Genomic DNA, 21,187 nt, shown 5'->3' with positions numbered 1-21,187 from the left:
GAAGCTATGGCAGAGGAAGTGAATCCTACGAACAAGGGCGTGGTGAGGGCAACACTGGTCGACACGATTGCCGCGCTGGGGCAGGTTGCGGCCCCCACTTTTGCCAAGGGCCCGATCGTGCGCCGACCCAAAGCCGTGGCACTGGCGGATTGGTTTGATCTTGACGCCAAAGCCGTCGAAAGAATGCAGAAGTTGCGGGAAAAATACGGGACCGGGCCCGTTATCCTTCCGATTCCCGGCCATCCTGAGGCGGTGATCCTCGATGGCGAACAGGCCCGACGTATCCTGGAGAAAGCGCCGGAGCCGTTTGACCCGGACAGCAGCGAGAAGAGCGCCGCGCTGGGGCATTTCGAGGAGCAGGCCTCGCTTGTCTCATCCTGCCCTATGCGCGAGGAACGCCGCGCGTTTAATCGCGCGGTGCTTGAAGAGGATTGCCCGGTACATTCTCTTTCCGACGATATGCTGCGCGTCGTGGCGCAGGAAATGGAAGCGCTTCTGCGGACCTGCGGCGAGGAGTTGAGTTGGGAACCTTTCTTTTCTGCGTGGAACCGCATCGTCCGGCGTGTCGTTCTGGGTGATGGCGCGGCAGATGATGAAAGCCTCACGGAAAAGCTGGAAGAGCTTCGTTTCGCGGCCAACTGGGCCTTCATGCACCCGCGCAAGGACGCACTGAACGACAGCTACCATAACGCCGTCGCTGCCCATCTGGCGCGCGCCGACAAGGGTAGCCTTGCCGAAAGGATTGCCGCGCAGAACCCGGATGAAGGCGTTGCCGCCACGCATCAGGTGGCGCATTACATGTTCGCTTTCGATCCCGGCGGTATGACGACCTTCCGGACCCTCGGTTTGCTGGCGGTGCATTCCGACGCGTTGGCACGCGCAAGACAGGAAGTGGCGACGGGCGACCGCCGTGATCTGAGCTTTCTGCGCGCCTGCATTGTGGAAACGCTGCGACTTTATCCGACCACGCCTGCCATTCTGCGGGAAACTACCCAAGATGTGGAATGGGAGGGGGGCACGCTGGAAAAAGGAACCGGCATCCTGATCTTTGCCCCGTATTTTCATCGTGACGATGCATTGGGCGATGATGCTCACCGGTTCAATCCCGACGTGTGGATGGGGATTGACCCTGCTGACCGCCCGCCCTTCGTGCCCTTCAGTGCCGGGCCGGCCGTTTGCCCTGCGCGCCATTTCGTTCCGATGATCGCCAGCGCCGCGATTGCCTGCATTCTTGACAGGCAAGACGTAGAATTGCTGCAGCCCGACCTTTTCACTGACAAGCTGCCAGGGACGCTGGACAATTACCGCCAGCGTTTTCGCCTGCGATCCCGTCCGATGTTATCATGAGAGGCTTTTTAGACAAGACTGTCGTCATTACCGGCGCTTCCTCCGGCATCGGCCGCGCGACCGCCGAGGCCTTTGCGCGCGAGGGGGCTTGGCTAGTGCTGGCGGCAAGATCCGCTGATGCGCTGGCGCGTGTGGCGGCGATTTGCGAAAGGCTGGGCGGCAAGGTGATCGCCGTCCCTACCGACGTAACGGATGCGGATGCGGTGGAACGGCTGGTCGAACGTGCGCTGGCGTTTTCGGGGCGGATCGATATCTGGCTTTCCAACGTCGGGGTGGGTGCAGTCGGCCCCTTCGAGCAAGTACCGATGGAGGTGCATGCCAAGATCGTGCAGGCAAACCTGATCGGGCATATGAACGACGCACATGCCGTTTTGCCGGTCTTCCTGCGGCAGAAACGGGGAATATTCATCAGCATGGGCTCGCTCGGTGCATTTGCCGCTGCGCCCTATGCAGCCGCCTACAGCGCCGGGAAATTCGGACTGCGCGGCTTCACGTCGGCGCTCCGCGCGGAAATGGCCAGACATCGTCATATCCATATTTGTGCCGTGTATCCGGGATTCGTGGATGCACCCGGCGTTCCTCATGCGGCAAATTATACCGGACGCCGTCTTTCTGTGCCTGCGCCGCTTATCGATGCCCGCCGCGTGGCGCAGGCGGTTCTTGATCTGGCGCGGCGCCCGCGCGACAGCGTGACCATCGGTGCCACAGCGCATGTGCTGCGCCGGGGGCATGTCCTGGTGCCGCAACTGGCGCTGAACTTGGTGGCGTGGCGGACGCGCCGCGCGCTTTCGCGGGCGGCACCCGCCGACCACACGTCCGGCAATGTCCTGCGCCCGCCGGAAGAACGCGCGAGGATCGACGGCGGCTTGCGAAGCGGGCAGGGCGTCCCGGTCGCGGCTATCGCCATTGGCGGGGTTGTTGCCATGATCGCCCTGAAACGATTGCTGAACCGCCAAGGTCGCCGAATACACGGGGACGAGGAAACACTGCGCGACCTGCCGGCCCCGAAAAGATGGAAGATGCGGGACTGTTGGCCATAATTAATGCAACGGTTTCGTAGAGATTAACTTTACTGAAACACCGTGGGTATTTGTCGCGGCGTTCACTGTGAAAATGATCGCTGATTGAGCGGGCTGCCTAATCTTTCTGCAAGAAATAAAATTAAATATTCCAGTTTATATTTGACTGGTAAAAGGCGCCCCATGGCGACCCAAGCACCGAAAAGCCTCGCGAAAAAGCCGAGGTTTTGCTTCCTGGCGTTGGGAATGTCGTCGGGCAGCACGGCATCTACCGGCAGGTCCGAGGCCATCGTGGGCGCTGGCATCGCCCCTTCCGCCAAAGTCCGCCATAAAGGCTCGGCCAGTGCCCGCCCCTGAACGCCAGATAGACCGGCGTATTGCAGCAGGTGGCTAGTGCGCGCTTGCTGAGATGTTCATGGGATAAGGTGAACGTTTTTAACGTGTCAGTGCCCGCAAGGAAACGCACAGGATCGTTGCGATACATGACGAAAGGCGTGGTAAAATGATCCATCAGTATCCGCGCTGCGCCCGCACGGCGCTGCATCCGATCTGCAGCCTCGCGACAGGAGGTGCAGCAGCATTCAACGCGGGCGACGGGGTCGCCCACAACTTCAGGTGGGTCTATCCGCAGGCGCATCCGATCTGTGGGATATCCCCGGTTGCGTCGGCACTTTGATGTCCTACGGCGTCACCCGCGCTCACCCGAAAGTCAGAGTGATGTCGCAGATCTAGCCATTGCATCGGCAAGGATCATTGCCGCCGCCTTTTCCGCGATCATCACTGTCGGGGAATTCGTGTTCCCCGAGGTGATCGTCGGCATGATCGACGCATCGACGATGCGCAGCCCGGACAGCGCCCGCAGCCGCAGGCGCGGGTCGACAACGCTTGCCGGATCGCTACCCATCCGGCAGGTGCCGACGGGGTGGAATATCGTCGTGCCGATATCACCCGCCGCGCGGATCAGTTCTTCTTCGGTCGCGTAATCAGGGCCGGGCCGGTATTCCACCGGCTGATATTTCGCGAACGCGGGCTGTGCCGAAATCCGGCGCGTCAGCCTGATCGCGCGCACCGCCGTCTGGCGGTCGGTTTCCGTCGCTAGATAATTGGGTCGGATCGCGGGGGCCGCGGCATGATCGGGGCTTTTGATGTGCACCGAACCACGACTATCAGGGCGCAGATTGCAGACACTCGCCGTGATCGCCGAAAAGGCATGGACCGGGTCACCAAATTTATCAAGCGAGACGGGTTGCACGTGATACTGCAGATCGGCGGTTTCCAGATCAGGACGCGAGCGGGTGAAGATGCCGACCTGACTGGGTGCCATGGACATAGGCCCGCTGCGACGCATCAGATATTCAAACGCGATACCTGCCTTGCCCATCAGGCTACTGGCCTGTTCATTCAGGGTGCGCACGCCGCTCACCTTGTATATTAACCGCAGTTGCAGGTGGTCCTGCAGGTTTTCACCCACCCCCGGCACATCCACCACGGTTTCAACGCCTGCGGCCTGCAATACATGGCCGGGTCCGATGCCGGAATGCTGCAGGATCGCCGGAGATCCGATTGCGCCCGCGCTCAGGATCACCTCGGCGCGTGCCTTGACCGTTTCGCGCCGCCCGTCGCGGTCACAGACCACGCCGGTCACACGGCCATCGGCGACCGTCAGCCGCACCACATGAGCCTTGGTCAGCACCTTCAGATTGGGCCGTTTTGCAACCGGCCGCAGAAAAGCCTTGGGCGTGTTCCAGCGAAAACCCGCCCGCTGGTTGACGTCGAAATAGCCGCTGCCTTCGTTATCGCCTGTATTGAAATCGGCGCTGCGCGGGATTCCCGCCTCTTCTGCGGCCTGCATGAATGCATCCAGCACATCCCAGCGCAGGCGCGGCTTTTCCACGCGCCATTCGCCGCCCCGGCCGTGCAGATCGCTTTCGTCGCGATAGCTGTCCTCATGCTGACGAAAGACGGGCAGAACATCGTCCCATCCCCAGCCGGTGCAGCCAGCCTGCCGCCACATATCATAATCGCGCGCCTGACCGCGCATATAGATCATGCCGTTGATCGAGGAACATCCGCCCAGCACCTTGCCGCGGGGATACATCAGGGCGCGGTTGTTCAGCCCCGGCTCGACCTCGGTGTGATACATCCAGTCGGTGCGTGGATTGCCGATGCAATAAAGATACCCGACCGGAATGTGAATCCAGTGATAATTGTCGGTTCCGCCTGCTTCGAGCAGCAGGACGCGATTGCGCGGATCGGCCGACAGGCGGTTTGCGATGACACAGCCCGCACTGCCTGCGCCAATGACGATATAATCAAAGTCTTCCATTGCGTTATCCGCCCCTGTCGCCACCGGTCAGAGCATCCGCGACGGCAGCCAGAGGACAAGCTGCGGCAGGAAAAACACCAACAGGACCGCAAGGATTTGCAACAGCACAAAGGGGATGATCCCTTTGTAGATGTCGATGATCGTCACTTCCGGCGGAGCCACGCCTTTGAGGTAGAACAACGAAAACCCGACAGGCGGCGTCAAGAACGATGTCTGCAAGGTCACGGCGAAAAGAACGATGAACCAGATTTCGTTGAACCCGAGCGCCACGACAACGGGTGCCACCAGCGGCAGCATGATCAGCGAAATCTCTAGCCAGTCCAGAAAGAAACCGGCAAGAAAGGCGATGAACAGGATCGTCAGGACAATCCCACCCGGCCCGAATGGCAGGCCTTGCAGGGCCTGACTGATGAACACATCGCCGCCCAGTTGGCGCATGACCACGGCAAACAGCGTCGCCCCCAGAAAGATACCAAAGATAAAGGCAGTGGTCAGTGTCGTCTTGATCCCCACCTCACGCAGCACGGCAAAGGTCAGCCGTCCGTTTGCCAAGGCCAGCAAGGTCGCGCCGAACGCGCCCAGACCCGATGCCTCGGTCGGGGTCGCAAAGCCAAAGAAGATCGACCCAAGCACCGCAAAGATCAGCAAAAGCGGCGGCAGGGTCGCCAGCAGTGTGTCAAAGACCAAACGCCATGTCACGGGCGGCAGGTTTTTCGGTGCCGGGGCCAGATTGCGGAACACGCCGGCGGCCACCAGAATATAGATGATATAGAAGATCCCCAGCATCACGCCCGGGATCAGCGCACCCATGAACAGGTTGCCGACCGACACGGACATCTGATCGGCCATGATGATCAGCATGATGGACGGTGGGATCAGGATGCCCAGGGTCCCGGCCGAGGCGACAACCCCGCTTGCAAAGCTTTTGGAATAGCCTTGCTGCAGCATGATCGGCATCGACAACATCGCCAGCAACACGACCGAGGCCCCGACAATCCCTGTCGAGGCTGCCAGAAGAATGCCGATCAGCACGACACCAAGCGCCAGCCCACCGCGGAAACGGCCAAAAAGCTGGATAAAATTGCTCATCAGTTTTTCGGTCACGCCGGATCGTTCCAGCATCAGCCCCATGAAAATGAACATCGGCAGCGCGACCAGAATCCAGTTCGACATCTGCCCATAGATGCGCTGGATGAATATCCCGAAGATGCGGCTGTCCTGAAGGAAATAGGTGTCCCAGCCGAACCAATCCGACCCGAAGATCGCGATATAGCTGAAAGCGACCGACACGCCTGCCAGCACCCAGGCCACGGGAAAGCCCGTGAACAGCAGGGCGATGAAGGATACAAGCATCCCGATGACCAGAATTTCGTTTACTGCAAGCATATTGAGCCGCCCTGTTGTTCCACCCTGAGCACCGGCACTGGCGATGCAGTCAGCGATAGTATTCTTGTTCTTAAATCGCCCCGCGCATCTTACCGCGCGGATGTTGACCCCGGTCTTCCCATCAGAAAGGCACCGACGCGCAGCAGGCGCGCCGTGGCTGCCAATCCGATCAGAGCAAAAGCAACGATGATGACAGATTTGATCGCCCAACGGTTGGTCAGGCCACCGGGGGCTGACGACACTTCGTTGCGCACCCATGCCCTTTCGACAAAGGGGATGGCATAGCTGATCATCAGATAGACCAGCGGCAGGATGAAAAGCGCGATGCCGATAAATTCAATCACCGCACGGGTGCGCGGCTTCAACATCGCGGCGATGACATCAACACGCACATGGCCATCATGGCGCAGCGTGTAACCGATACCGATCATAAAGCCGACGGCATAGATGTGCCATTGCACCTCTTCCACCCAGACATAGTTCACCGACAGGATATAGCGCATCGTGACATTGGTGACGATGATCACCACCAGCAGCAGCCAGACCCAGTTCACCAGCCCCCCGATAAGATCAATTAGCCATTCGATCTTGTCGGACAGCCATGTGCGCGGATATTCAAACGCTGCCGCAGAGGCAGCCGCCTCGATCTTTTCCAGATCCAGAACGATCTCGGGCTTTTCGCTCGCCATCGTCACCCTCCCAAGTGAAACTGCAGAATTATTCCAGCCCGCGTTCTGAACAACGCGGGCTGGTCCGTCAGTACTGAACGAGGATTACTCCGCGGCTTCGATCCGGGTCTGCCAGTCGCGCGGCAGATATCCCATCTCTTTCCAGGGGCGCAGTTCGGCCTGATAGTCCATCATCGAGGCATAGACCTTGCCGAACATCTCATCATCGGCGGAACGACGTTCCATCACGACCTTCGTCGCCTCATAAAAGCCGGCAATCATGTCATCGCTATAAGTTTCGACATTGGTGCCGCGTTCCTGAAAGCTGGTGATGATCGCACCCTGCAAGGCTTCGGCGCGCGAAATGGCATAGGCATTACCTGCCATACACGCCATTTCGATCATCGCGCGGGTCTGATCCTCCAACCCTTCCCAAACGCCGAGATTCACATAAAGATACTGGTTCGTCGACGGCTGATGCCATCCGGGCAGATAAAGGTAATCGGCGACCTGATAGAAGCCCAACTGTTCATCCACAGTCGGCAGGGAAAATTCGGTGCCGTCAAGAACGCCAGTTTCCAGCGCCTGATACAGTTCGCCACCAGGCAGGATCGTCACGGACATACCGAATTCGGCCATGATTTCACCGCCGACGCCGGCTGCGCGGAAACGCATGCCCTGAAAATCATCCGGGCTGGTGATCGCATTGCGGAACCAGCCAGCGGTTTCCGGGCTGATCGTGCCACAAAGGACCGGGTGGACATCGTAAGGATGGAAAGTTTCTTCCAGCAATTCCTTGCCGCCGTGGAAATACATCCACGCCACGAATTCGTTGGATTCCAGCCCAAATGGCGTCGCGCCGAACAGCGCAGCCGCAGGCACGGTGCCCCATTCATAGCCCATCCATGAATAGCCCGCGTCGATGCTGCCCTCCGACACGTTGTCAAAAATTGCAAGCGCCGGCACAACCGCCCCTGGCTCTGCGATCTGCAGGTCGATTGCGCCACCAGAGATCTGACGTAGTTGGTCAGCAACCCAAGGCATTGTGTCGCCAAGCGCGGTCAACGTTGAGGCGAAACTCATCGGAATCTGCCAGCGAATATTTTCCTGCGCTGTGGCCTGTTGCGGCATGGCGAAAATTGCCAGCGCCGATACGGCCGCAGTTGTACCGAGGTATCGCGTTGTTTTCATTGTCATATAGTGCTCCTCCACTGTTTTCGGCACAGCATTCCAGACGATTATTGAATTTATTGAATGCCTGGAGCGACGGTCCGTTGCCTACATTGCGCGATAGTTTCAGCACGGTCTAGACCCCTATCTGCTTGATAGCGCTATCATCAGAATTTGCAGGTTTTATGATGGCGAGTTTGCAGCGTGGTCGCTTGAGAGCGGCATCGTCCCTCTTGATACGATTGTTCATATATCTGCGGGCGACGGGGTGACATAGGCAGAACGTGGATCATGGCGATGGTTGATTTCGCTGATCACCTTTCGACAGGTCGGCGCTCAGAGTCCAAAAGCCAAGGATCGTCACATCATGAAAAAAAGGAAGTGGTGAGCCGGTCGGGATCCGAACCCGAGACCTACTGATTAAAAGTCAGTTGCTCTACCAACTGAGCTACCGGCCCACTGAGGCGCTACTTAGAAAGCTGGTGCAGCGCGGTCAACCCCCAAATGGCATCACCGCTGGATAAGTGGTTTTGCATTGTCTATATGGCCGCTATGACGCAACCGGATCATACTTTTCTGCCCTTTCGCAAGATGCATGGGCTTGGCAATGACTTTGTCATTGTCGATGAACGCGCATGGCCATCCCGCGTGACGGCCGATCTTGCGCGCGCGATGGCCGACCGGCACCGGGGCGTGGGCTTTGACCAGCTTGCCGTGATCTCCGACAGCGCCGAGGCCGATCTGCACCTGACCTTCTGGAACAGCGACGGATCGACTTCTGCCGCTTGCGGGAATGCGACGCGCTGCATCGCGCGGCTAGTGATGGATCAGACCGGGCGTGACAAGCTGACGATCACCACGGATCGCGGCACCTTGCAGGCGGTTGATGCCGGAAACGGGCTGACATCGGTGAACATGGGGCAACCGCAACTGGCATGGGATGAAATTCCTATTTTGGAACAAATGGATACGCTGCATCTGCCGATTGATGGCGGACCCACGGCAACCGGGATGGGCAACCCGCATTGCACCTTTTTTGTCGATGATGCGGATGCCGTGGACCTTGCCGCGCGCGGTGCCGCGACCGAGATGCACCCGCTGTTTCCGCAGCGCACCAATGTGCAGTTCGCGAGCCTGCTGGCCCCGGACCATCTGCGGATGCGGGTCTGGGAAAGGGGTGTCGGGGTCACGCTTGCCTCTGGTTCATCCTCTTGCGCCACGGCTGTCGCTGCGGCCCGGCGCGGGCTGACCGGAAAAGCCGTGACCATCACCCTGGATGGTGGCGACCTGCAGATCGACTGGCGCGACGACGGGGTCTGGATGACGGGCGCGACGGCCTATGTCTTCGACGGGCAATGGCGGATTTGATGAATATCTCTGCACCGATCTTTTCGAATCACGGCTGCCGCCTGAACGCCTATGAAACCGAGGCGATGAAGGAACTCGCCGCCAGCGCCGGTGTGCAAAACGCCGTGATCGTGAACACCTGCGCGGTGACGGCGGAGGCGGTGCGCAAAGCCCGGCAGGATATCCGCAAACTGCGCCGCGACCACCCGGATGCAAAGATCATCGTCACCGGCTGCGCCGCCCAGACCGAACCCGACACATTCGCGAAGATGGCCGAGGTTGATCTGGTCATCGGCAATACCGAGAAAATGGACCCCGCCACATGGGCTGGCATGGCCCCCGATCTGATCGGCCAGACAGAGGCCGTGCAGGTCGATGACATCATGTCAGTCAAAGAAACCGCAGGCCATCTGATCGACGGTTTCGGCACCCGCAGCCGCGCCTATGTGCAGGTCCAGAACGGCTGTGACCATCGCTGCACCTTCTGCATCATCCCCTTCGGACGCGGCAATTCGCGGTCAGTCCCTGCCGGTGTCGTGGTGGATCAGATCAAACGGCTGGTGGATCGCGGCTATGCCGAAGTGGTGCTGACCGGCGTCGACTTGACCAGCTGGGGGGCTGACCTGCCCGGCACTCCGAAACTCGGTGATCTGGTGATGCGGATTCTGAAACTGATCCCCGATCTGCCCCGCCTGCGGATCAGCTCGATCGATTCGATCGAGGTTGATGACAACCTGATGCAGGCAATCGCCACCGAACCCCGGCTGATGCCGCATCTACACCTGTCCTTGCAACATGGCGACGACCTGATCCTGAAACGGATGAAGCGCCGCCACCTGCGCGACGATGCGATCCGGTTCTGTGAACAGGCGCGCGCGCTACGGCCCGACATGACCTTTGGCGCCGATATCATCGCCGGTTTCCCTACCGAAACAGAGGCGATGTTCGCCAATTCGCTTGCCCTCGTGCGCGAATGCGACCTGACCTGGCTGCATGTCTTTCCCTATTCCGCGCGCGCCGGTACGCCCGCCGCGCGCATGCCCGCCGTGAACGGCAAGGCGATCAAGGACCGCGCCGCGCGTCTGCGTGCGGCCGGCGATACACAGGTCAGCGCGCATCTGGCGGCCCAGATCGGCAAAACCCACCACATCCTGATGGAAAGCCCGCGCATGGGCCGGACCGAACAATTCACCGAAGTCACCTTTGCCAGCGATCAACCCGAAAGCAGGATCGTCACCGCCCGGATCACCGGCGCCGCTGACAACCATCTGACCGCCTGATATCGTCAGGCCTATCAGCGCCACCTTCCCCGCAGGGAAGGTTTGTGCGCTTTGTTCAAAATTCCCCGCCGGAGGCAGTGAATCACTTTGCAAACCCGCCCCATCCTCTGGTCCTTCCGCCGCTGTCCCTATGCCATGCGCGCGCGGCTCGCGATCCATGCCAGCGGCGTGCCGGTGGAACTGCGTGAAATCCTGTTACGGGACAAACCGGCGGCCTTTCTGGCGACCTCGCCCAAAGGCACCGTGCCGGTCGTCGATACCGGCAGCAAAGTGATCGCCGAAAGCCGGGACATCATGCTTTGGGCGCTGGGGCAGAACGATCCCGAAGGCTGGCTGGATATGCCACTCATCGGGCATGACCTGATCGACCATTGCGATGGGCCGTTCAAAACCGCGCTGGACCATACCAAATATGCCGTGCGCTATCCCGATCTGGACCCGGTCGAGGAACGCGCGAAAGCCATGCATTTTCTGCACGATCTCGACGCGCGGCTGAACCATGCGCCCTTTCTGCTCGGGCCCTTGCGCCGCATGGCGGATATGGCGATCCTGCCTTTCGTGCGGCAATTTGCACAGATCGACAGGGCGTGGTTCGACGCGCAGGGGCTTGAGGGTGTCGCGCGATGGCTGGGGGATTTCACCAGTTCCGCGCGCTTTGCCGCTGTCATGCAGAAATATCCGCCTTGGCAAAGCGGGCAGGATCAGGTCTTGTTCCCCTGAATTGCAAAGGAAAGCCGCCATGAAGCTTTTGATGTCCGCCGCCTCCCCTTTCGTGCGCAAGGTCCGCGTCACCTTGCGCGAACTCGATCTGCTGGATCAGGTGCAAGAGGTGGCTGTCACCACCACGCCGCTGGCATCCGATCCCACTGTCGTTGCGGCGAACCCGACCGGCAAGATCCCGGCGCTGGTGCGCGCATCCGGCCCCGCGATCTATGACAGCCGGGTGATCACGCGGTTTCTGAACGATCATGTGGGCGGAAAGCTTTATCCGCAGGCGCGGATCTGGGATGTGCTGACGCTGGAAGCCACGGCGGATGCGATCATGGATGCGACCGTGGCGATGACATATGAAGCGCGTTTCCGGTCCGAGGCGATGCAATCATCCGACTGGGTCGAGGCCCAATGGGGCAAGGCCAGCCGCTGCATCGCGGCCATCGATTCCCGCTGGATGAGCCATCTGAACGGACCCTTGGATATGGGCCAGATCGCTGTCGCCTGCGCATTATGCTATGTCGATTTGCGCCATGACTCACGCGGCTGGCGCAACGGGAATGACACATTGGCGGAATGGCACAGCCGTTTCATGACGCGCGACAGCATGAAAGACACCGAGGTCTGAGGGTCAGAAGTTGAAGCTGACCCCGACATTGACCGCATTGGTAAAAATGTCGCTGCGCAGCTTGCCGCCGGAATCAAGCTCGGCGGTGTTGGACGAAAACGTCCCCTTATATTCGCCGAAAACAGCCCATTGATCGCCGATCGGGTAAGATGCGCCAGCGATCCATGTCGCGGCAGGCCCGGTCAGCTGATAGCCAAAGGTTTCGTCATCAGCATCAGCATGCGTCACTTCGACATGCGGGATCGACACACCCAGACCGGCACCCACATAGGGCGACACATCGCCCAGCAAATTCGGCCAGCGGCGGTAGGCGTTTACAGTCAGGGTGTTCAGGCCGTCGGTGAATTCCAGAACATCAAATCCCTCAGGCATCTCGTCATTCTTGGGATAAACCTTGTTATGCGCAAAATCGAGCCCGTATCCGAAAGTGGGTGACTGCCAGCGTGTCGCGCGGATCCCGTAATAGATCGGCGCGCTGGCGGAACGGCCTTCCCATGCCTGCCGGAAATCCATGTCGCCGATTTCATCATCGCGAATCGATATATCCGACGCCGGCGCGGATTGCGCGCCACCGTAAAAGCTGAGCTCTACCTGCGCAAAAGCAACGCCTGGCGCGACCATCAGCCAACAGAAAAGTGCAAAAGCACGCAGCATTATTGGTTATCCCCTAAAACTTGACTTCGTCGGGTAAAGAATGACACCAAAAGTAACAACAAAACATTAAGTGATGCCCGGGTACCTATAATCAATGTGCCCATGAAGACACAACGTACGGTTTGTTTACCACAAATCAGTGAATACAAACCATACTTTGGCATATCAACCGTGCTGGCGGACCACTTACCCGCCAAAGCATGTCATAACGGCACCATTGATCACAATGTTTGCGCCCACAGGCCCTGTGGCTGGCCCTGCGCCCGATTGTCCGCTGGACGGCTGGGGTTTAGGGGGCTAAACAGCGGCAGATTGGACGGATCGCGACATCGGTCTAAACTTTATGTGGGCGACAAGCCTGATAACGAATCGGAGATGCACCCAGTGTCACAAGTAGAAGAACATCAGGGAACACGCCGCGACTTCCTTTACTATGCCACCGCCGCTGCCGGCGTTGTCGTGACAGGTGCAGCGGTCTGGCCACTCGTCAATCAAATGAACCCATCCGCGGATGTTCTGGCGCTTGCCTCGATCCGCGTCGATGTCAGCGCTGTCAACCCCGGCACGCAATTGACGGTCCTGTGGCAGGGCAAGCCGGTTTTCATCCGTGCCCGCACCGAAGCTGAAATCGAAGCGGCAAATGCCGTTAATCTGGCTGATCTTCCTGACCGTCTGTCACAAAACGCCAACCTGCCTGACGATGCCGATGCCAGCGACGCAAACCGCGCCCTGTCCGAGGATGGCGTCTGGCTGGTCCAGATGGGGATCTGCACCCACCTTGGCTGCGTGCCGCTTGGCCAGTCAGGTGATTTCAACGGCTGGTTCTGCCCTTGCCACGGATCGCATTACGACACCTCCGGGCGCATCCGCCGTGGCCCCGCGCCACGCAATCTTGATATTCCCGTCGCGTCCTTCGTGGACGAAACAACCATTCAACTCGGTTAAGGAGAGCGATCCATGGCTGGTATCCCCCACGACCATTACGAACCAAAGTCCACCGGCGAAAAGTGGCTGCACCGGCGCCTGCCGATTGTCGGCCTGCTTTATGATACATTGATGCTGCCGACGCCGCGCAACCTGAACTGGATGTGGATCTGGGGGATCGTGCTGGTATTCACGCTTGTCCTACAGATCGTGACCGGGATCGTGCTGGTCATGCATTACGTCCCGCATGTGGACATGGCCTTTGCCTCGGTTGAACATATCACGCGTGATGTGAACGGCGGCCATATGATCCGCTATTTCCACATGAACGGCGCGTCTTTGTTCTTTGTCGCTGTCTATGCGCATATGTTCCGGTCGCTCTATTATGGGTCCTACAAGGCCCCGCGCGAAGTGACCTGGATCATCGGGATGCTGATGTATCTGCTGATGATGGGCACCGCGTTCATGGGCTACGTTCTGCCCTGGGGCCAGATGTCGTTCCACGGGACGGCGGTGATCACCGGCCTGTTCGGCGCGATCCCCTTTGTCGGCGAAAGCGTGCAGACCTGGCTTCTGGGTGCCTCCGCCGTGGGCCAGCCCGCGTTGAACCGCTTCTTTTCGCTGCATTATCTGCTGCCCTTCATCCTGCTGGGCCTGACGATCGTGCATATCTGGGCCTTCCACACCACCGGCAACAACAACCCCACCGGGGTTGAGGTGCGCCGCACATCGAAAGAAGACGCCGAGAAAGACACTCTGCCCTTCTGGCCCTACTTCGTAATCAAGGACCTGTTCGCGCTGGCGGTGATCCTGGTCGTGTTCATGGCTGTCGTCGGCTTCATGCCGAATTATCTGGGCCACCCTGACAACTACATCCCTGCCAACCCGCTGGCGACGCCGTCGCATATCGTGCCGGAATGGTATTTCCTGCCGTTCTACGCGATCCTGCGCGCCTTTGACGGCGATGTCTGGCTGGTGATTGCGACCCAGTGGATCACGTTCGGGATCGTCGACGCCAAATTCTTTGGGGTTCTGGCAATGTTCGGTGCCATCGTGGTGATGGCCTTGGCCCCGTGGCTGGACACGTCCAGCGTGCGGTCCGGTCGCTATCGCCCGATGTTCAAATACTGGTTCTGGCTGCTGGTCATCGATTTCTTTGTCCTGATGTGGGCAGGGGCAATGCCCGCGGAAGGGATCTATCCCTATATCGCGCTGATCGGCTCGGTTTACTGGTTCGGCTATTTCCTTGTGATCCTGCCGCTGCTGGGTGTGATCGAAAAACCGCTGACGCCGCCAGCGACCATCGAAGAAGACTATAACGCGCATTACGCGCCGAAGACCGGCGGGACCACCACCGTCGTGAACCCGGCCGAGTGAGGAAGCAGATGAATATGATCCGTAAATTCACACTCGCCGCCACTGCAGCGCTTGCCTTGACATCAGGGCAAGCCATCGCAGCGGGCGCGAAAATCGAAGTGACCGACTACGCATTTTCCTTCGAAGGTCCGTTCGGACAGTTCGACCAGATGCAGTTGCAGCGCGGCCTGCAGGTCTACACCGAGATTTGTGCAGCCTGCCACGGTCTGGAATATCTGTCGTTCCGTAATCTTGGGGATGCCGGCGGACCCGAACTGCCCGAAGATCAGGTTTTCGCCTATGCCGAATTCTATGAAATCTTCGATCAGGCGCTGTTCGAAGGCGAAGGCGATTTCCGCCCCGCTACGCCTGCCGACAAATTCCCCGGATCGAACCTTGCCAATGCGCCGGATCTGACGCTGATGGCCAAGGCGCGCGCCGGTTTTGAAGGCCCCTACGGCACGGGCATGGCGCAATTGTTCCGGGGCATGGGTGGTGCAGAATATATCGCATCGCTGATGACCGGCTACCATGAAGAGCCTGAATGCGCGCTGGAAGGCGAACCGATGGACGGCTATTACAACGTGGCCTTTGCCGCCGGCGGTTTCCCCGAAACCTGCATCGACGACCACGGTCACCACATGGTCCCCGGCAGTTGGATCAACATGGCGCCGCCGCTTTATGGTGATGACGTTGATTATGCCGATGGTGCTTCGACCGAGCTCGACGCTGTCGCCATGGATATCGCCGCCTTCCTGATGTGGACAGCGGAACCCAAGATGATGGCCCGCCAACAGGCCGGTCTGACCGGCGTCGTGTTCCTGACATTGCTGTCGGTTCTGCTCTATCTGACCAACAAGCGGCTTTGGGCCCCTTACAAAAACAAGAAAAAGTGACGGGCGGCATCGCCTGACACGCAAGGCCCGCCATCACGGCGGGCCCTTTGTCTTCAGCCAAGGTAATCCGCCAGAGCAGGTGAGGGATCGCTGAAAAAGGCCTGTGCCGGAACAGGTGCCGTCACGTTGCCATCAGCGACGAAAACAGCCTGATCTGCGATGCGTTTGGCGTCATCCGGGTCATGCGTCACCATCAGCAGCGTGCGCCCCACAGCGCCCAGCGTTTCCCGCACCAGATCAAGCATATCATCCTTCAGCCCCGGCCCAAGCGCCGCGAATGGTTCGTCGAGCAGCACCACAGGTCGCTGCGCCAAAAGCACCCGCGCCAGCGCGGCACGGCTTTGCTGCCCGCCCGACAGCGCGCCCGGTTTGCGGTTGCCCAGGCCCGTTAGACCGACAGCCTCCAACGCGCCATGAACCTGCCCGCGTTCGCCATCGGACAGCCGCAGCGCGGGACGTAGCCCAAGCCCGACATTCTGGGTGACAGTCAGATGCGGAAACAGATTGTTGTCCTGAAAGATCGTAGAAACCGGCCGCGCGCCGGGTGCCAACCCGGTCAGGTCATCCCCCTGCCACAGCACCCGGCCAGAGTCAGGCGTCAGAAACCCGGTGATCGCCGCCAGCAGGGTCGATTTGCCCGCACCGGACGGGCCGATCAAGGCAGTCACTTTCCCCGCGGGGAAGGTCACATCCGCCGTCAGGGTAAAGTCACCTTGCCGCAGCACCAGTTTGTCACAGATCAGCATCGCCGCGCCCCCCCTGGTCACACAGCCAGAAGGCCGCAAGGCTCAGCGCCAGCAGCAACAGCGCGGCACCTGCCGCAGCATCCATCCGGAACGCGCCCATCAGCCGGAACATGGCCAGCGGCAAGGTTTGCTCTGCCTCGCCCGCAAACAAGGTGATGACCCCCAGATCGCCCATCGACAAAGCCGCCGCCAGCCCCGCGCCAAACCCCAAGGGCCGCCGGATGCGCGGCAACACGACGATCCGCACAAAGGCCCAGCCGGTCAGCCCAAGACTTGCCCCCAGACGCCCGAAATCACGTCGGATCGCATCGACCGACGGGGTGATGGCGCGCAGGGCAAAGGGCAGGGCCAAGGTCGCATTGACCAATATCGTGATCGGCAGTGCCAGCCGCGCCGGGTTGATAAACTGATAGACCAGCAAGAATGCCCCGGTGCCGACGACCAGACCGGATGCCGCCAAAGGCAGCACACCGACCACGGCGATCAAGGACCCACCACGCAGAGCAAGGCCCAGCGCCATGACCACGCAGAGCAAGGCTGAACAGGCGGCCACGATAACGGAACGTCCCGCCGCGTCCCAGATCGAGGGCGGCATCAGCGCCAGCCCCGGCACGCCGCGCCAGACGACCATCGCCAAAGGCATTAACAAAAAGACAGCGACCAGCGCGATCATCAGATAGTCCAGCAACGGCCAGCGCAGGTCCCAGCGTTGCACGACGCGGCCTAGCCCTGCGCCCAGCGCGTCTACCGATGTCACCCGCCAGACCAATGCCGCCGCCACGGCGCATAGGCCGAACTGGATCGCCGCCAGCATCGCCGCGCGCCCAAGATCGAAATCAAACCGCAGCGCCTGATAGATCGCGAGCTCTACTGTGGTGGCACGCGGCCCGCCGCCCAAGGTCAGTGCCACGGCGAAACTGGTCAGGCAGATCAGGAAGATCACCAGAAACGCCCCCGGCACGACACTGCGCAGCATCGGCCATTCCAGCAGCCTGCCCACCGGCATGTTCAGCGATGCAGCAAGGCGGAACCTTTCTGCCGGGATCGCGAGCCAGCCTTGCAGGATCAGCCTTATCGCCAAGGGTAGGTTGAAGAACACATGCGCCAGCACGACGCCGTGAAAGCCATAGATCGTGACTGTCGGCAAACCCAGCCATGTCAGGCTGGTATTCACGACACCATTGCGCCCAAAGACAGCGATCAACCCGATCACTGCCACGATTGTGGGCAGCAGAAACGGCGCGCCCAGCAGGGTGATCAGTAGTTTGCGCCCCGCGAATTGCCGCCGCGCAAGGGCGCGCGCGACCGGGATCGCCAGCAACACGCTGAGCGTGGCGGAGACCAACGCCTGATGCAGGGTAAAGCGGATCACCACCCAATCAGCAGGCGACAACCCACGCTGCCATTCGGCACGCCAACCGACAGCGGCCAGCGTGCCGATGGTCAGCATTAGCACCAGCGCCGCAGCAAGGGCACCGGGCCAGCGTGGCGCTATTGCGACAGCGCGTTGCGCCATTCGTCCAAGGCTTCGTCACGGACAGCCGCCGCATCCTCGGGCGACAGCAGCAGGGCGGTGTCGGGGGTGATCAAGCCTTCAAACCCAGCGGGCAGACCATCCATTGGCAGGACAGCGGGATACATCCAGTTGGTTTCAGGGATGATGGACTGGAACACATCGGACACCATGAATGCCAGAAACTGATCCGCCAGTTCCGGCTGGTCGGTAGAGGCGACTTTGGCCGCGACCTCGACCTGCATGTAGTGTCCTTCGTCAAAGGGCCACGCGACCTTGGTGTCATCGTCTTCGGCAATCACGTGATAGGCGGGCGATGTGGTATAGGACAGGACGGCGTCAGCTTCGCCTTCCAGAAACAGCCCATATGCCTCGGACCAGCCGGGGGTGACCGTGACGATGTTATCGGCGAGATCAGCCCAGATGTCAGCGGCGGTGTCAGGATAGGCGGTCTTGACCCACATCAGCAGGCCAAGGCCGGGGGTGGATGACCGGGGGTCCTGAATGACGATCTGGATATCGCTGTCTGCCAATGCGCGCAGGGACGCGGGCGCCTCTTCCCCCGCATTGCCGACAAAGGCGAAATAGCTCCAGTCGAACGGCAGGAAATCAGGATCGTCCCATGCGATCGGCAGATCAAGATCCGCCTCCACCCCATGCGGCGCGAACAGACCCGTTTCGCGGGCGGCAGCGATTAGGTTGGTATCAAGGCCCAGCACAATATCGGCCTCTGTCCGTGGCCCTTCCAATTGCAGGCGCGCGAGCAGGGCAGCACCGTCACCCGTGCCAATGAATTGCAATTCGCAGCCACAGGTTTCCTCGAACGCTGTCTTGATCGCGGGGCCTGGGCCCCATTCGCTGACGAAACTGTCGTAAGTCATGACTTGCAGCACGGGGGTCTGCGCCGTTGCGCCAGAGGCACAAAGGGCAAATCCCGCAACAGCTGGCAGATAAATGGAATTTTGCATTCTATCCTCCAAATGCGACGGGCGGATTGGGGGAATAGCGGGATTGCCATACCTTCCCTCCGCCGGTCCTAACCGGTTCAGGTTCAACGGGTCTGCGTCACGCATCTCAGCCAGTAAAGGCCCCCCGAGGTGGGGCAGACGCTAGGGTGGATCGCAGAGAGGCGCAAGGGAAACCTCTTGAGCCTGATTGCGCTGGCCGATAGACCGATGAACAAACGGGGGTCTGCCATGTCAATCAACAGTTTCGGTCATTTGTTCCGCTTCACCACCTGGGGCGAAAGCCATGGGCCAGCTTTGGGCGCGACCGTCGATGGCTGCCCACCAGGTGTGCCGCTGGAGCCTGCGATGATCCAACAATGGCTGGACAAACGCCGCCCCGGGTTGAACAAGAACACCACCCAGCGCAATGAACCTGACGCGGTGCAAATCATGTCCGGCGTTTATGAAGGGCGCACGACGGGGACGCCGATCCAGTTGATGATCCAGAATACGGACCAGCGGTCCAAGGATTACGGCGATATCATCAACACGTTCCGGCCCGGTCATGCCGATATCACCTATCACCAGAAATACGGGTTGCGCGATCCGCGTGGCGGTGGGCGGTCATCGGCCCGCGAAACGGCGTGCCGTGTCGCCGCTGGTGGCGTCGCGCGCGAGGCGATCAGGGCAATTGCCCCCGGCGTGCAGATCAAAGGCTATATGACGCAGATGGGGGCGAAACAGATTGATCGCGCGCGGATGGATTGGGATCAGATCGACCAGAACGATTTCTTTTGCCCCGATGCGCAGGCGGCGGCAGAATGGAACGAATATCTGACGTGGCTGCGCAAGGATGATCACAATTCGGTCGGCGCAATCATCGAAGTTGTCGCGCGCGGTGTGCCTGCAGGCATCGGCGCGCCGGTTTATGCCAAGCTGGATACTGATCTGGCGGCGGCGATGATGTCGATCAACGCCGTCAAAGGTGTGGAGATCGGTGAAGGCATGGGTGCCGCCATCCTGACAGGCCGCGACAACGCGGATGAGATTTTCATGGGGCCTGACGGGCCGGAATATTCTTCCAACCATGCGGGCGGTATCCTTGGCGGGATCAGCACGGGGCAGGATATTGTCGTGCGGTTCGCAGTGAAACCGACATCATCCATCCTGTCACCGCGCAAGTCGATCATGATGGACGGCAGCCCGACCGAGGTGGTGACCAAAGGCCGCCATGACCCCTGCGTCGGCATCCGCGCCGTGCCTGTGGGCGAGGCGATGATGGCCTGCGTGATCCTTGATCACTTGCTGTTGGATCGCGGTCAGACGGGCGGGACGCGCGGTGTGATCGGCGGCTGACGGGATAGCTGCACCGCCAGAATGCCCAGCGCAATGATCACGACGCCCAGCACGTCGAGCGGGCCGATGCTTTCGCCCAGCAGGATCGCGGCGACAGCCACACCCAGAAACGGGTTCAGAAAGTGGAAGGTTGATGCCTTGACCGCGCCGATCCGGCCGACCAGCAGGAACCAGACCAAGGTCGCGGCAAGCCCCGGCACCAGCACGGTATAGGCAAAAGCCACGATCAACTGCCAATTCCATGTGACGACAAAGGTTTCCAGCGCCAAGGCGGGAACCGCCAGCAGGGCAGCGCCGACCAGCATCTGCAAACCGACGATCATCAGGACATTACCGCCCGATGATGCGCCCATCACGGCAAGCGTGGCGATGGTCAGCGAGATGACACCGATCATGCAAAGGATCAGCCCGAACAGATCAACACCGCCGCTGATCCGCGCGCCCATGATCAGTACGACCCCGACAACGCCCGCCGTCAGACCCGCGATACCCATGGGGCGTACCTTTGTTCCGAAAATAACCCAGCCCACCAGCGCCACCAAAAGCGGCATGGTCGAGGCGATGATCGCCGCCAATGACGCGGGGATCGTCTGCATAGCCACGAAATTCAGGCCCAGATACAGCGCGTTCTGGCACAGACCAAAGATCACGACGCCGGTCCATTGCCGCCGCGACAGCCGTGCTGATTGGCCAAGAAGCCACGCGATCCCCACCCCGATCAGGCCAGAGATCAGGAATCGCAACGCAAGCGCCGACAAAGGCGGCGCATATTCCACAATCACGCGGGCAGAGGTAAAGGCGGATGACCACATGAACGCAAAGGCAAGGCCCATGACGATTGCTTTGATATCCATGTCACCTCAACAACAAAAGGGCCGCCTGTTCAGGGCGACCCTTTCGCGATTTTGCATCC

Annotated in this window: 20 protein-coding genes, 1 tRNA gene and 1 riboswitch; of the genes, 10 read left to right on the top strand and 11 right to left on the bottom strand. The window is 60.2% G+C overall.

What is annotated here, in order from left to right:
- Window positions 1-42 precede the first annotated feature (42 nt).
- On the top strand, window positions 43-1,347 hold the full coding sequence (locus ACK4TM_RS02265) for a cytochrome P450 (RefSeq protein WP_409696081.1): 1,305 nt from the start codon (window positions 43-45) through the stop codon (window positions 1,345-1,347).
- On the top strand, window positions 1,344-2,387 hold the full coding sequence (locus tag ACK4TM_RS02260; protein ID WP_409696078.1) for an SDR family oxidoreductase: 1,044 nt from the start codon (window positions 1,344-1,346) through the stop codon (window positions 2,385-2,387). Before ACK4TM_RS02265 ends, ACK4TM_RS02260 begins: the two co-directional genes overlap by 4 nt.
- A 62-nt stretch (window positions 2,388-2,449) precedes the next feature.
- Here ACK4TM_RS02260 and ACK4TM_RS02255 read toward each other — a convergent pair whose 3' ends face one another.
- The 6 genes from ACK4TM_RS02255 to ACK4TM_RS02230 all read right to left on the bottom strand — a co-directional run bounded on the left by ACK4TM_RS02255 (window position 2,450) and on the right by ACK4TM_RS02230 (window position 8,374).
- A complete protein-coding gene (locus tag ACK4TM_RS02255) occupies window positions 2,450-2,656 on the bottom strand; it encodes a hypothetical protein (protein ID WP_409696075.1) in 207 nt (68 codons plus the stop codon).
- Window positions 2,657-3,075: 419 nt separating this feature from the next.
- Complete coding sequence (locus ACK4TM_RS02250) at window positions 3,076-4,692, bottom strand: GMC family oxidoreductase (protein WP_409696072.1); 1,617 nt, start codon at window positions 4,690-4,692, stop codon at window positions 3,076-3,078.
- Between the two features lie 27 nt (window positions 4,693-4,719).
- Window positions 4,720-6,078 (bottom strand): TRAP transporter large permease subunit, encoded by a 1,359-nt coding sequence (locus ACK4TM_RS02245; protein ID WP_409696069.1) that lies wholly within the window; start codon window positions 6,076-6,078, stop codon window positions 4,720-4,722.
- An 89-nt stretch (window positions 6,079-6,167) separates the two neighbouring features.
- On the bottom strand, window positions 6,168-6,767 hold the full coding sequence (locus ACK4TM_RS02240; RefSeq protein WP_409696067.1) for a TRAP transporter small permease subunit: 600 nt from the start codon (window positions 6,765-6,767) through the stop codon (window positions 6,168-6,170).
- Between the two features lie 84 nt (window positions 6,768-6,851).
- Window positions 6,852-7,943 (bottom strand): TRAP transporter substrate-binding protein, encoded by a 1,092-nt coding sequence (locus ACK4TM_RS02235; RefSeq protein WP_409696064.1) that lies wholly within the window; start codon window positions 7,941-7,943, stop codon window positions 6,852-6,854.
- Window positions 7,944-8,298: 355 nt separating this feature from the next.
- Window positions 8,299-8,374, bottom strand: a tRNA-Lys gene (locus ACK4TM_RS02230).
- A gap of 94 nt (window positions 8,375-8,468) precedes the next feature.
- Between ACK4TM_RS02230 and dapF the strand changes: the two genes are divergently transcribed.
- The 4 genes from dapF to ACK4TM_RS02210 all read left to right on the top strand — a co-directional run bounded on the left by dapF (window position 8,469) and on the right by ACK4TM_RS02210 (window position 11,882).
- Complete coding sequence (dapF, locus tag ACK4TM_RS02225) at window positions 8,469-9,284, top strand: diaminopimelate epimerase (protein ID WP_409696061.1); 816 nt, start codon at window positions 8,469-8,471, stop codon at window positions 9,282-9,284.
- Window positions 9,284-10,543: a tRNA (N(6)-L-threonylcarbamoyladenosine(37)-C(2))-methylthiotransferase MtaB gene (gene mtaB, locus ACK4TM_RS02220; protein ID WP_409696058.1), complete on the top strand. Its 1,260-nt coding sequence runs from the start codon at window positions 9,284-9,286 to the stop codon at window positions 10,541-10,543. The genes dapF and mtaB overlap by 1 nt, the downstream gene beginning before the upstream one ends.
- Before the next feature lie 87 nt (window positions 10,544-10,630).
- Window positions 10,631-11,263 carry a glutathione S-transferase gene (locus ACK4TM_RS02215; RefSeq protein WP_409696055.1) on the top strand — a complete coding sequence of 211 codons (633 nt, stop codon included), beginning with the start codon at window positions 10,631-10,633 and terminating at the stop codon, window positions 11,261-11,263.
- Between the two features lie 19 nt (window positions 11,264-11,282).
- On the top strand, window positions 11,283-11,882 hold the full coding sequence (locus tag ACK4TM_RS02210; RefSeq protein WP_409696052.1) for a glutathione S-transferase: 600 nt from the start codon (window positions 11,283-11,285) through the stop codon (window positions 11,880-11,882).
- Window positions 11,883-11,885: 3 nt separating this feature from the next.
- Here ACK4TM_RS02210 and ACK4TM_RS02205 read toward each other — a convergent pair whose 3' ends face one another.
- Window positions 11,886-12,536 (bottom strand): outer membrane protein, encoded by a 651-nt coding sequence (locus ACK4TM_RS02205; RefSeq protein ID WP_409696049.1) that lies wholly within the window; start codon window positions 12,534-12,536, stop codon window positions 11,886-11,888.
- A 384-nt stretch (window positions 12,537-12,920) separates the two neighbouring features.
- On the opposite strand from ACK4TM_RS02205, the gene petA reads away from it, so the two are divergent.
- From petA to ACK4TM_RS02190, 3 genes are read left to right on the top strand one after another with little or no spacing between them, the layout of a single operon-like run.
- The gene (gene petA, locus ACK4TM_RS02200) at window positions 12,921-13,481 is read left to right on the top strand and encodes a ubiquinol-cytochrome c reductase iron-sulfur subunit (RefSeq protein WP_409696046.1); all 561 of its coding nucleotides are present in this window, start codon (window positions 12,921-12,923) and stop codon (window positions 13,479-13,481) included.
- 12 nt (window positions 13,482-13,493) lie between these two features.
- Window positions 13,494-14,837, top strand: coding sequence for a cytochrome b (locus tag ACK4TM_RS02195; RefSeq protein ID WP_409696043.1), 1,344 nt, complete (start codon window positions 13,494-13,496; stop codon window positions 14,835-14,837).
- A gap of 8 nt (window positions 14,838-14,845) precedes the next feature.
- Window positions 14,846-15,712 carry a cytochrome c1 gene (locus tag ACK4TM_RS02190; RefSeq protein ID WP_409696040.1) on the top strand — a complete coding sequence of 289 codons (867 nt, stop codon included), beginning with the start codon at window positions 14,846-14,848 and terminating at the stop codon, window positions 15,710-15,712.
- 53 nt (window positions 15,713-15,765) lie between these two features.
- Here the strand turns inward: ACK4TM_RS02190 and ACK4TM_RS02185 are convergent, their stop codons facing one another.
- The 3 genes from ACK4TM_RS02185 to thiB are packed head-to-tail and all read right to left on the bottom strand — an operon-like array spanning window position 15,766 to window position 18,939.
- Complete coding sequence (locus tag ACK4TM_RS02185; RefSeq protein ID WP_409696037.1) at window positions 15,766-16,458, bottom strand: ATP-binding cassette domain-containing protein; 693 nt, start codon at window positions 16,456-16,458, stop codon at window positions 15,766-15,768.
- A complete protein-coding gene (locus tag ACK4TM_RS02180) occupies window positions 16,445-17,974 on the bottom strand; it encodes a thiamine/thiamine pyrophosphate ABC transporter permease ThiP (protein WP_409696034.1) in 1,530 nt (509 codons plus the stop codon). Before ACK4TM_RS02180 ends, ACK4TM_RS02185 begins: the two co-directional genes overlap by 14 nt.
- Window positions 17,950-18,939, bottom strand: a complete 990-nt coding sequence (thiB, locus tag ACK4TM_RS02175; RefSeq protein WP_409696032.1) for a thiamine ABC transporter substrate binding subunit — start codon at window positions 18,937-18,939, stop codon at window positions 17,950-17,952. The genes ACK4TM_RS02180 and thiB overlap by 25 nt, the downstream gene beginning before the upstream one ends.
- Before the next feature lie 37 nt (window positions 18,940-18,976).
- A riboswitch (TPP riboswitch) is annotated at window positions 18,977-19,076 on the bottom strand.
- A 91-nt stretch (window positions 19,077-19,167) separates the two neighbouring features.
- Between thiB and aroC the strand changes: the two genes are divergently transcribed.
- The gene (gene aroC / locus ACK4TM_RS02170; protein ID WP_409696028.1) at window positions 19,168-20,274 is read left to right on the top strand and encodes a chorismate synthase; all 1,107 of its coding nucleotides are present in this window, start codon (window positions 19,168-19,170) and stop codon (window positions 20,272-20,274) included.
- On the opposite strand, the gene ACK4TM_RS02165 is transcribed toward aroC, so the two are convergent.
- On the bottom strand, window positions 20,238-21,128 hold the full coding sequence (locus ACK4TM_RS02165) for a DMT family transporter (protein WP_409696025.1): 891 nt from the start codon (window positions 21,126-21,128) through the stop codon (window positions 20,238-20,240). The genes aroC and ACK4TM_RS02165 overlap by 37 nt on opposite strands.
- Window positions 21,129-21,187: the final 59 nt, after the last annotated feature.

Source organism: Yoonia sp., assembly GCF_046292185.1.
Classification (GTDB): domain Bacteria; phylum Pseudomonadota; class Alphaproteobacteria; order Rhodobacterales; family Rhodobacteraceae; genus Yoonia.
The sequence above is the reverse complement of the archived record's forward strand: the minus strand, read 5'-3'. Positions and strand labels throughout refer to the sequence as shown.

Excerpts from the sequence above, each read along its gene's own strand:
- ACK4TM_RS02165 (WP_409696025.1), bottom strand. The coding sequence starts at position 21,128 with ATGGATATCAAAGCAATCGTCATGGGCCTTGCCTTTGCGTTCATGTGG.
- ACK4TM_RS02190 (WP_409696040.1), top strand. The coding sequence starts at position 14,846 with ATGAATATGATCCGTAAATTCACACTCGCCGCCACTGCAGCGCTTGCC.
- ACK4TM_RS02245 (WP_409696069.1), bottom strand. The coding sequence starts at position 6,078 with ATGCTTGCAGTAAACGAAATTCTGGTCATCGGGATGCTTGTATCCTTC.
- ACK4TM_RS02250 (WP_409696072.1), bottom strand. The coding sequence starts at position 4,692 with ATGGAAGACTTTGATTATATCGTCATTGGCGCAGGCAGTGCGGGCTGT.
- dapF (WP_409696061.1), top strand. The coding sequence starts at position 8,469 with ATGACGCAACCGGATCATACTTTTCTGCCCTTTCGCAAGATGCATGGG.
- aroC (WP_409696028.1), top strand. The coding sequence starts at position 19,168 with ATGTCAATCAACAGTTTCGGTCATTTGTTCCGCTTCACCACCTGGGGC.
- ACK4TM_RS02185 (WP_409696037.1), bottom strand. The coding sequence starts at position 16,458 with ATGCTGATCTGTGACAAACTGGTGCTGCGGCAAGGTGACTTTACCCTG.
- ACK4TM_RS02240 (WP_409696067.1), bottom strand. The coding sequence starts at position 6,767 with ATGGCGAGCGAAAAGCCCGAGATCGTTCTGGATCTGGAAAAGATCGAG.
- ACK4TM_RS02260 (WP_409696078.1), top strand. The coding sequence starts at position 1,344 with ATGAGAGGCTTTTTAGACAAGACTGTCGTCATTACCGGCGCTTCCTCC.
- ACK4TM_RS02255 (WP_409696075.1), bottom strand. The coding sequence starts at position 2,656 with ATGGCCTCGGACCTGCCGGTAGATGCCGTGCTGCCCGACGACATTCCC.
- ACK4TM_RS02180 (WP_409696034.1), bottom strand. The coding sequence starts at position 17,974 with ATGGCGCAACGCGCTGTCGCAATAGCGCCACGCTGGCCCGGTGCCCTT.
- ACK4TM_RS02235 (WP_409696064.1), bottom strand. The coding sequence starts at position 7,943 with ATGACAATGAAAACAACGCGATACCTCGGTACAACTGCGGCCGTATCG.
- thiB (WP_409696032.1), bottom strand. The coding sequence starts at position 18,939 with ATGCAAAATTCCATTTATCTGCCAGCTGTTGCGGGATTTGCCCTTTGT.
- ACK4TM_RS02195 (WP_409696043.1), top strand. The coding sequence starts at position 13,494 with ATGGCTGGTATCCCCCACGACCATTACGAACCAAAGTCCACCGGCGAA.
- ACK4TM_RS02205 (WP_409696049.1), bottom strand. The coding sequence starts at position 12,536 with ATGCTGCGTGCTTTTGCACTTTTCTGTTGGCTGATGGTCGCGCCAGGC.
- mtaB (WP_409696058.1), top strand. The coding sequence starts at position 9,284 with ATGAATATCTCTGCACCGATCTTTTCGAATCACGGCTGCCGCCTGAAC.
- ACK4TM_RS02210 (WP_409696052.1), top strand. The coding sequence starts at position 11,283 with ATGAAGCTTTTGATGTCCGCCGCCTCCCCTTTCGTGCGCAAGGTCCGC.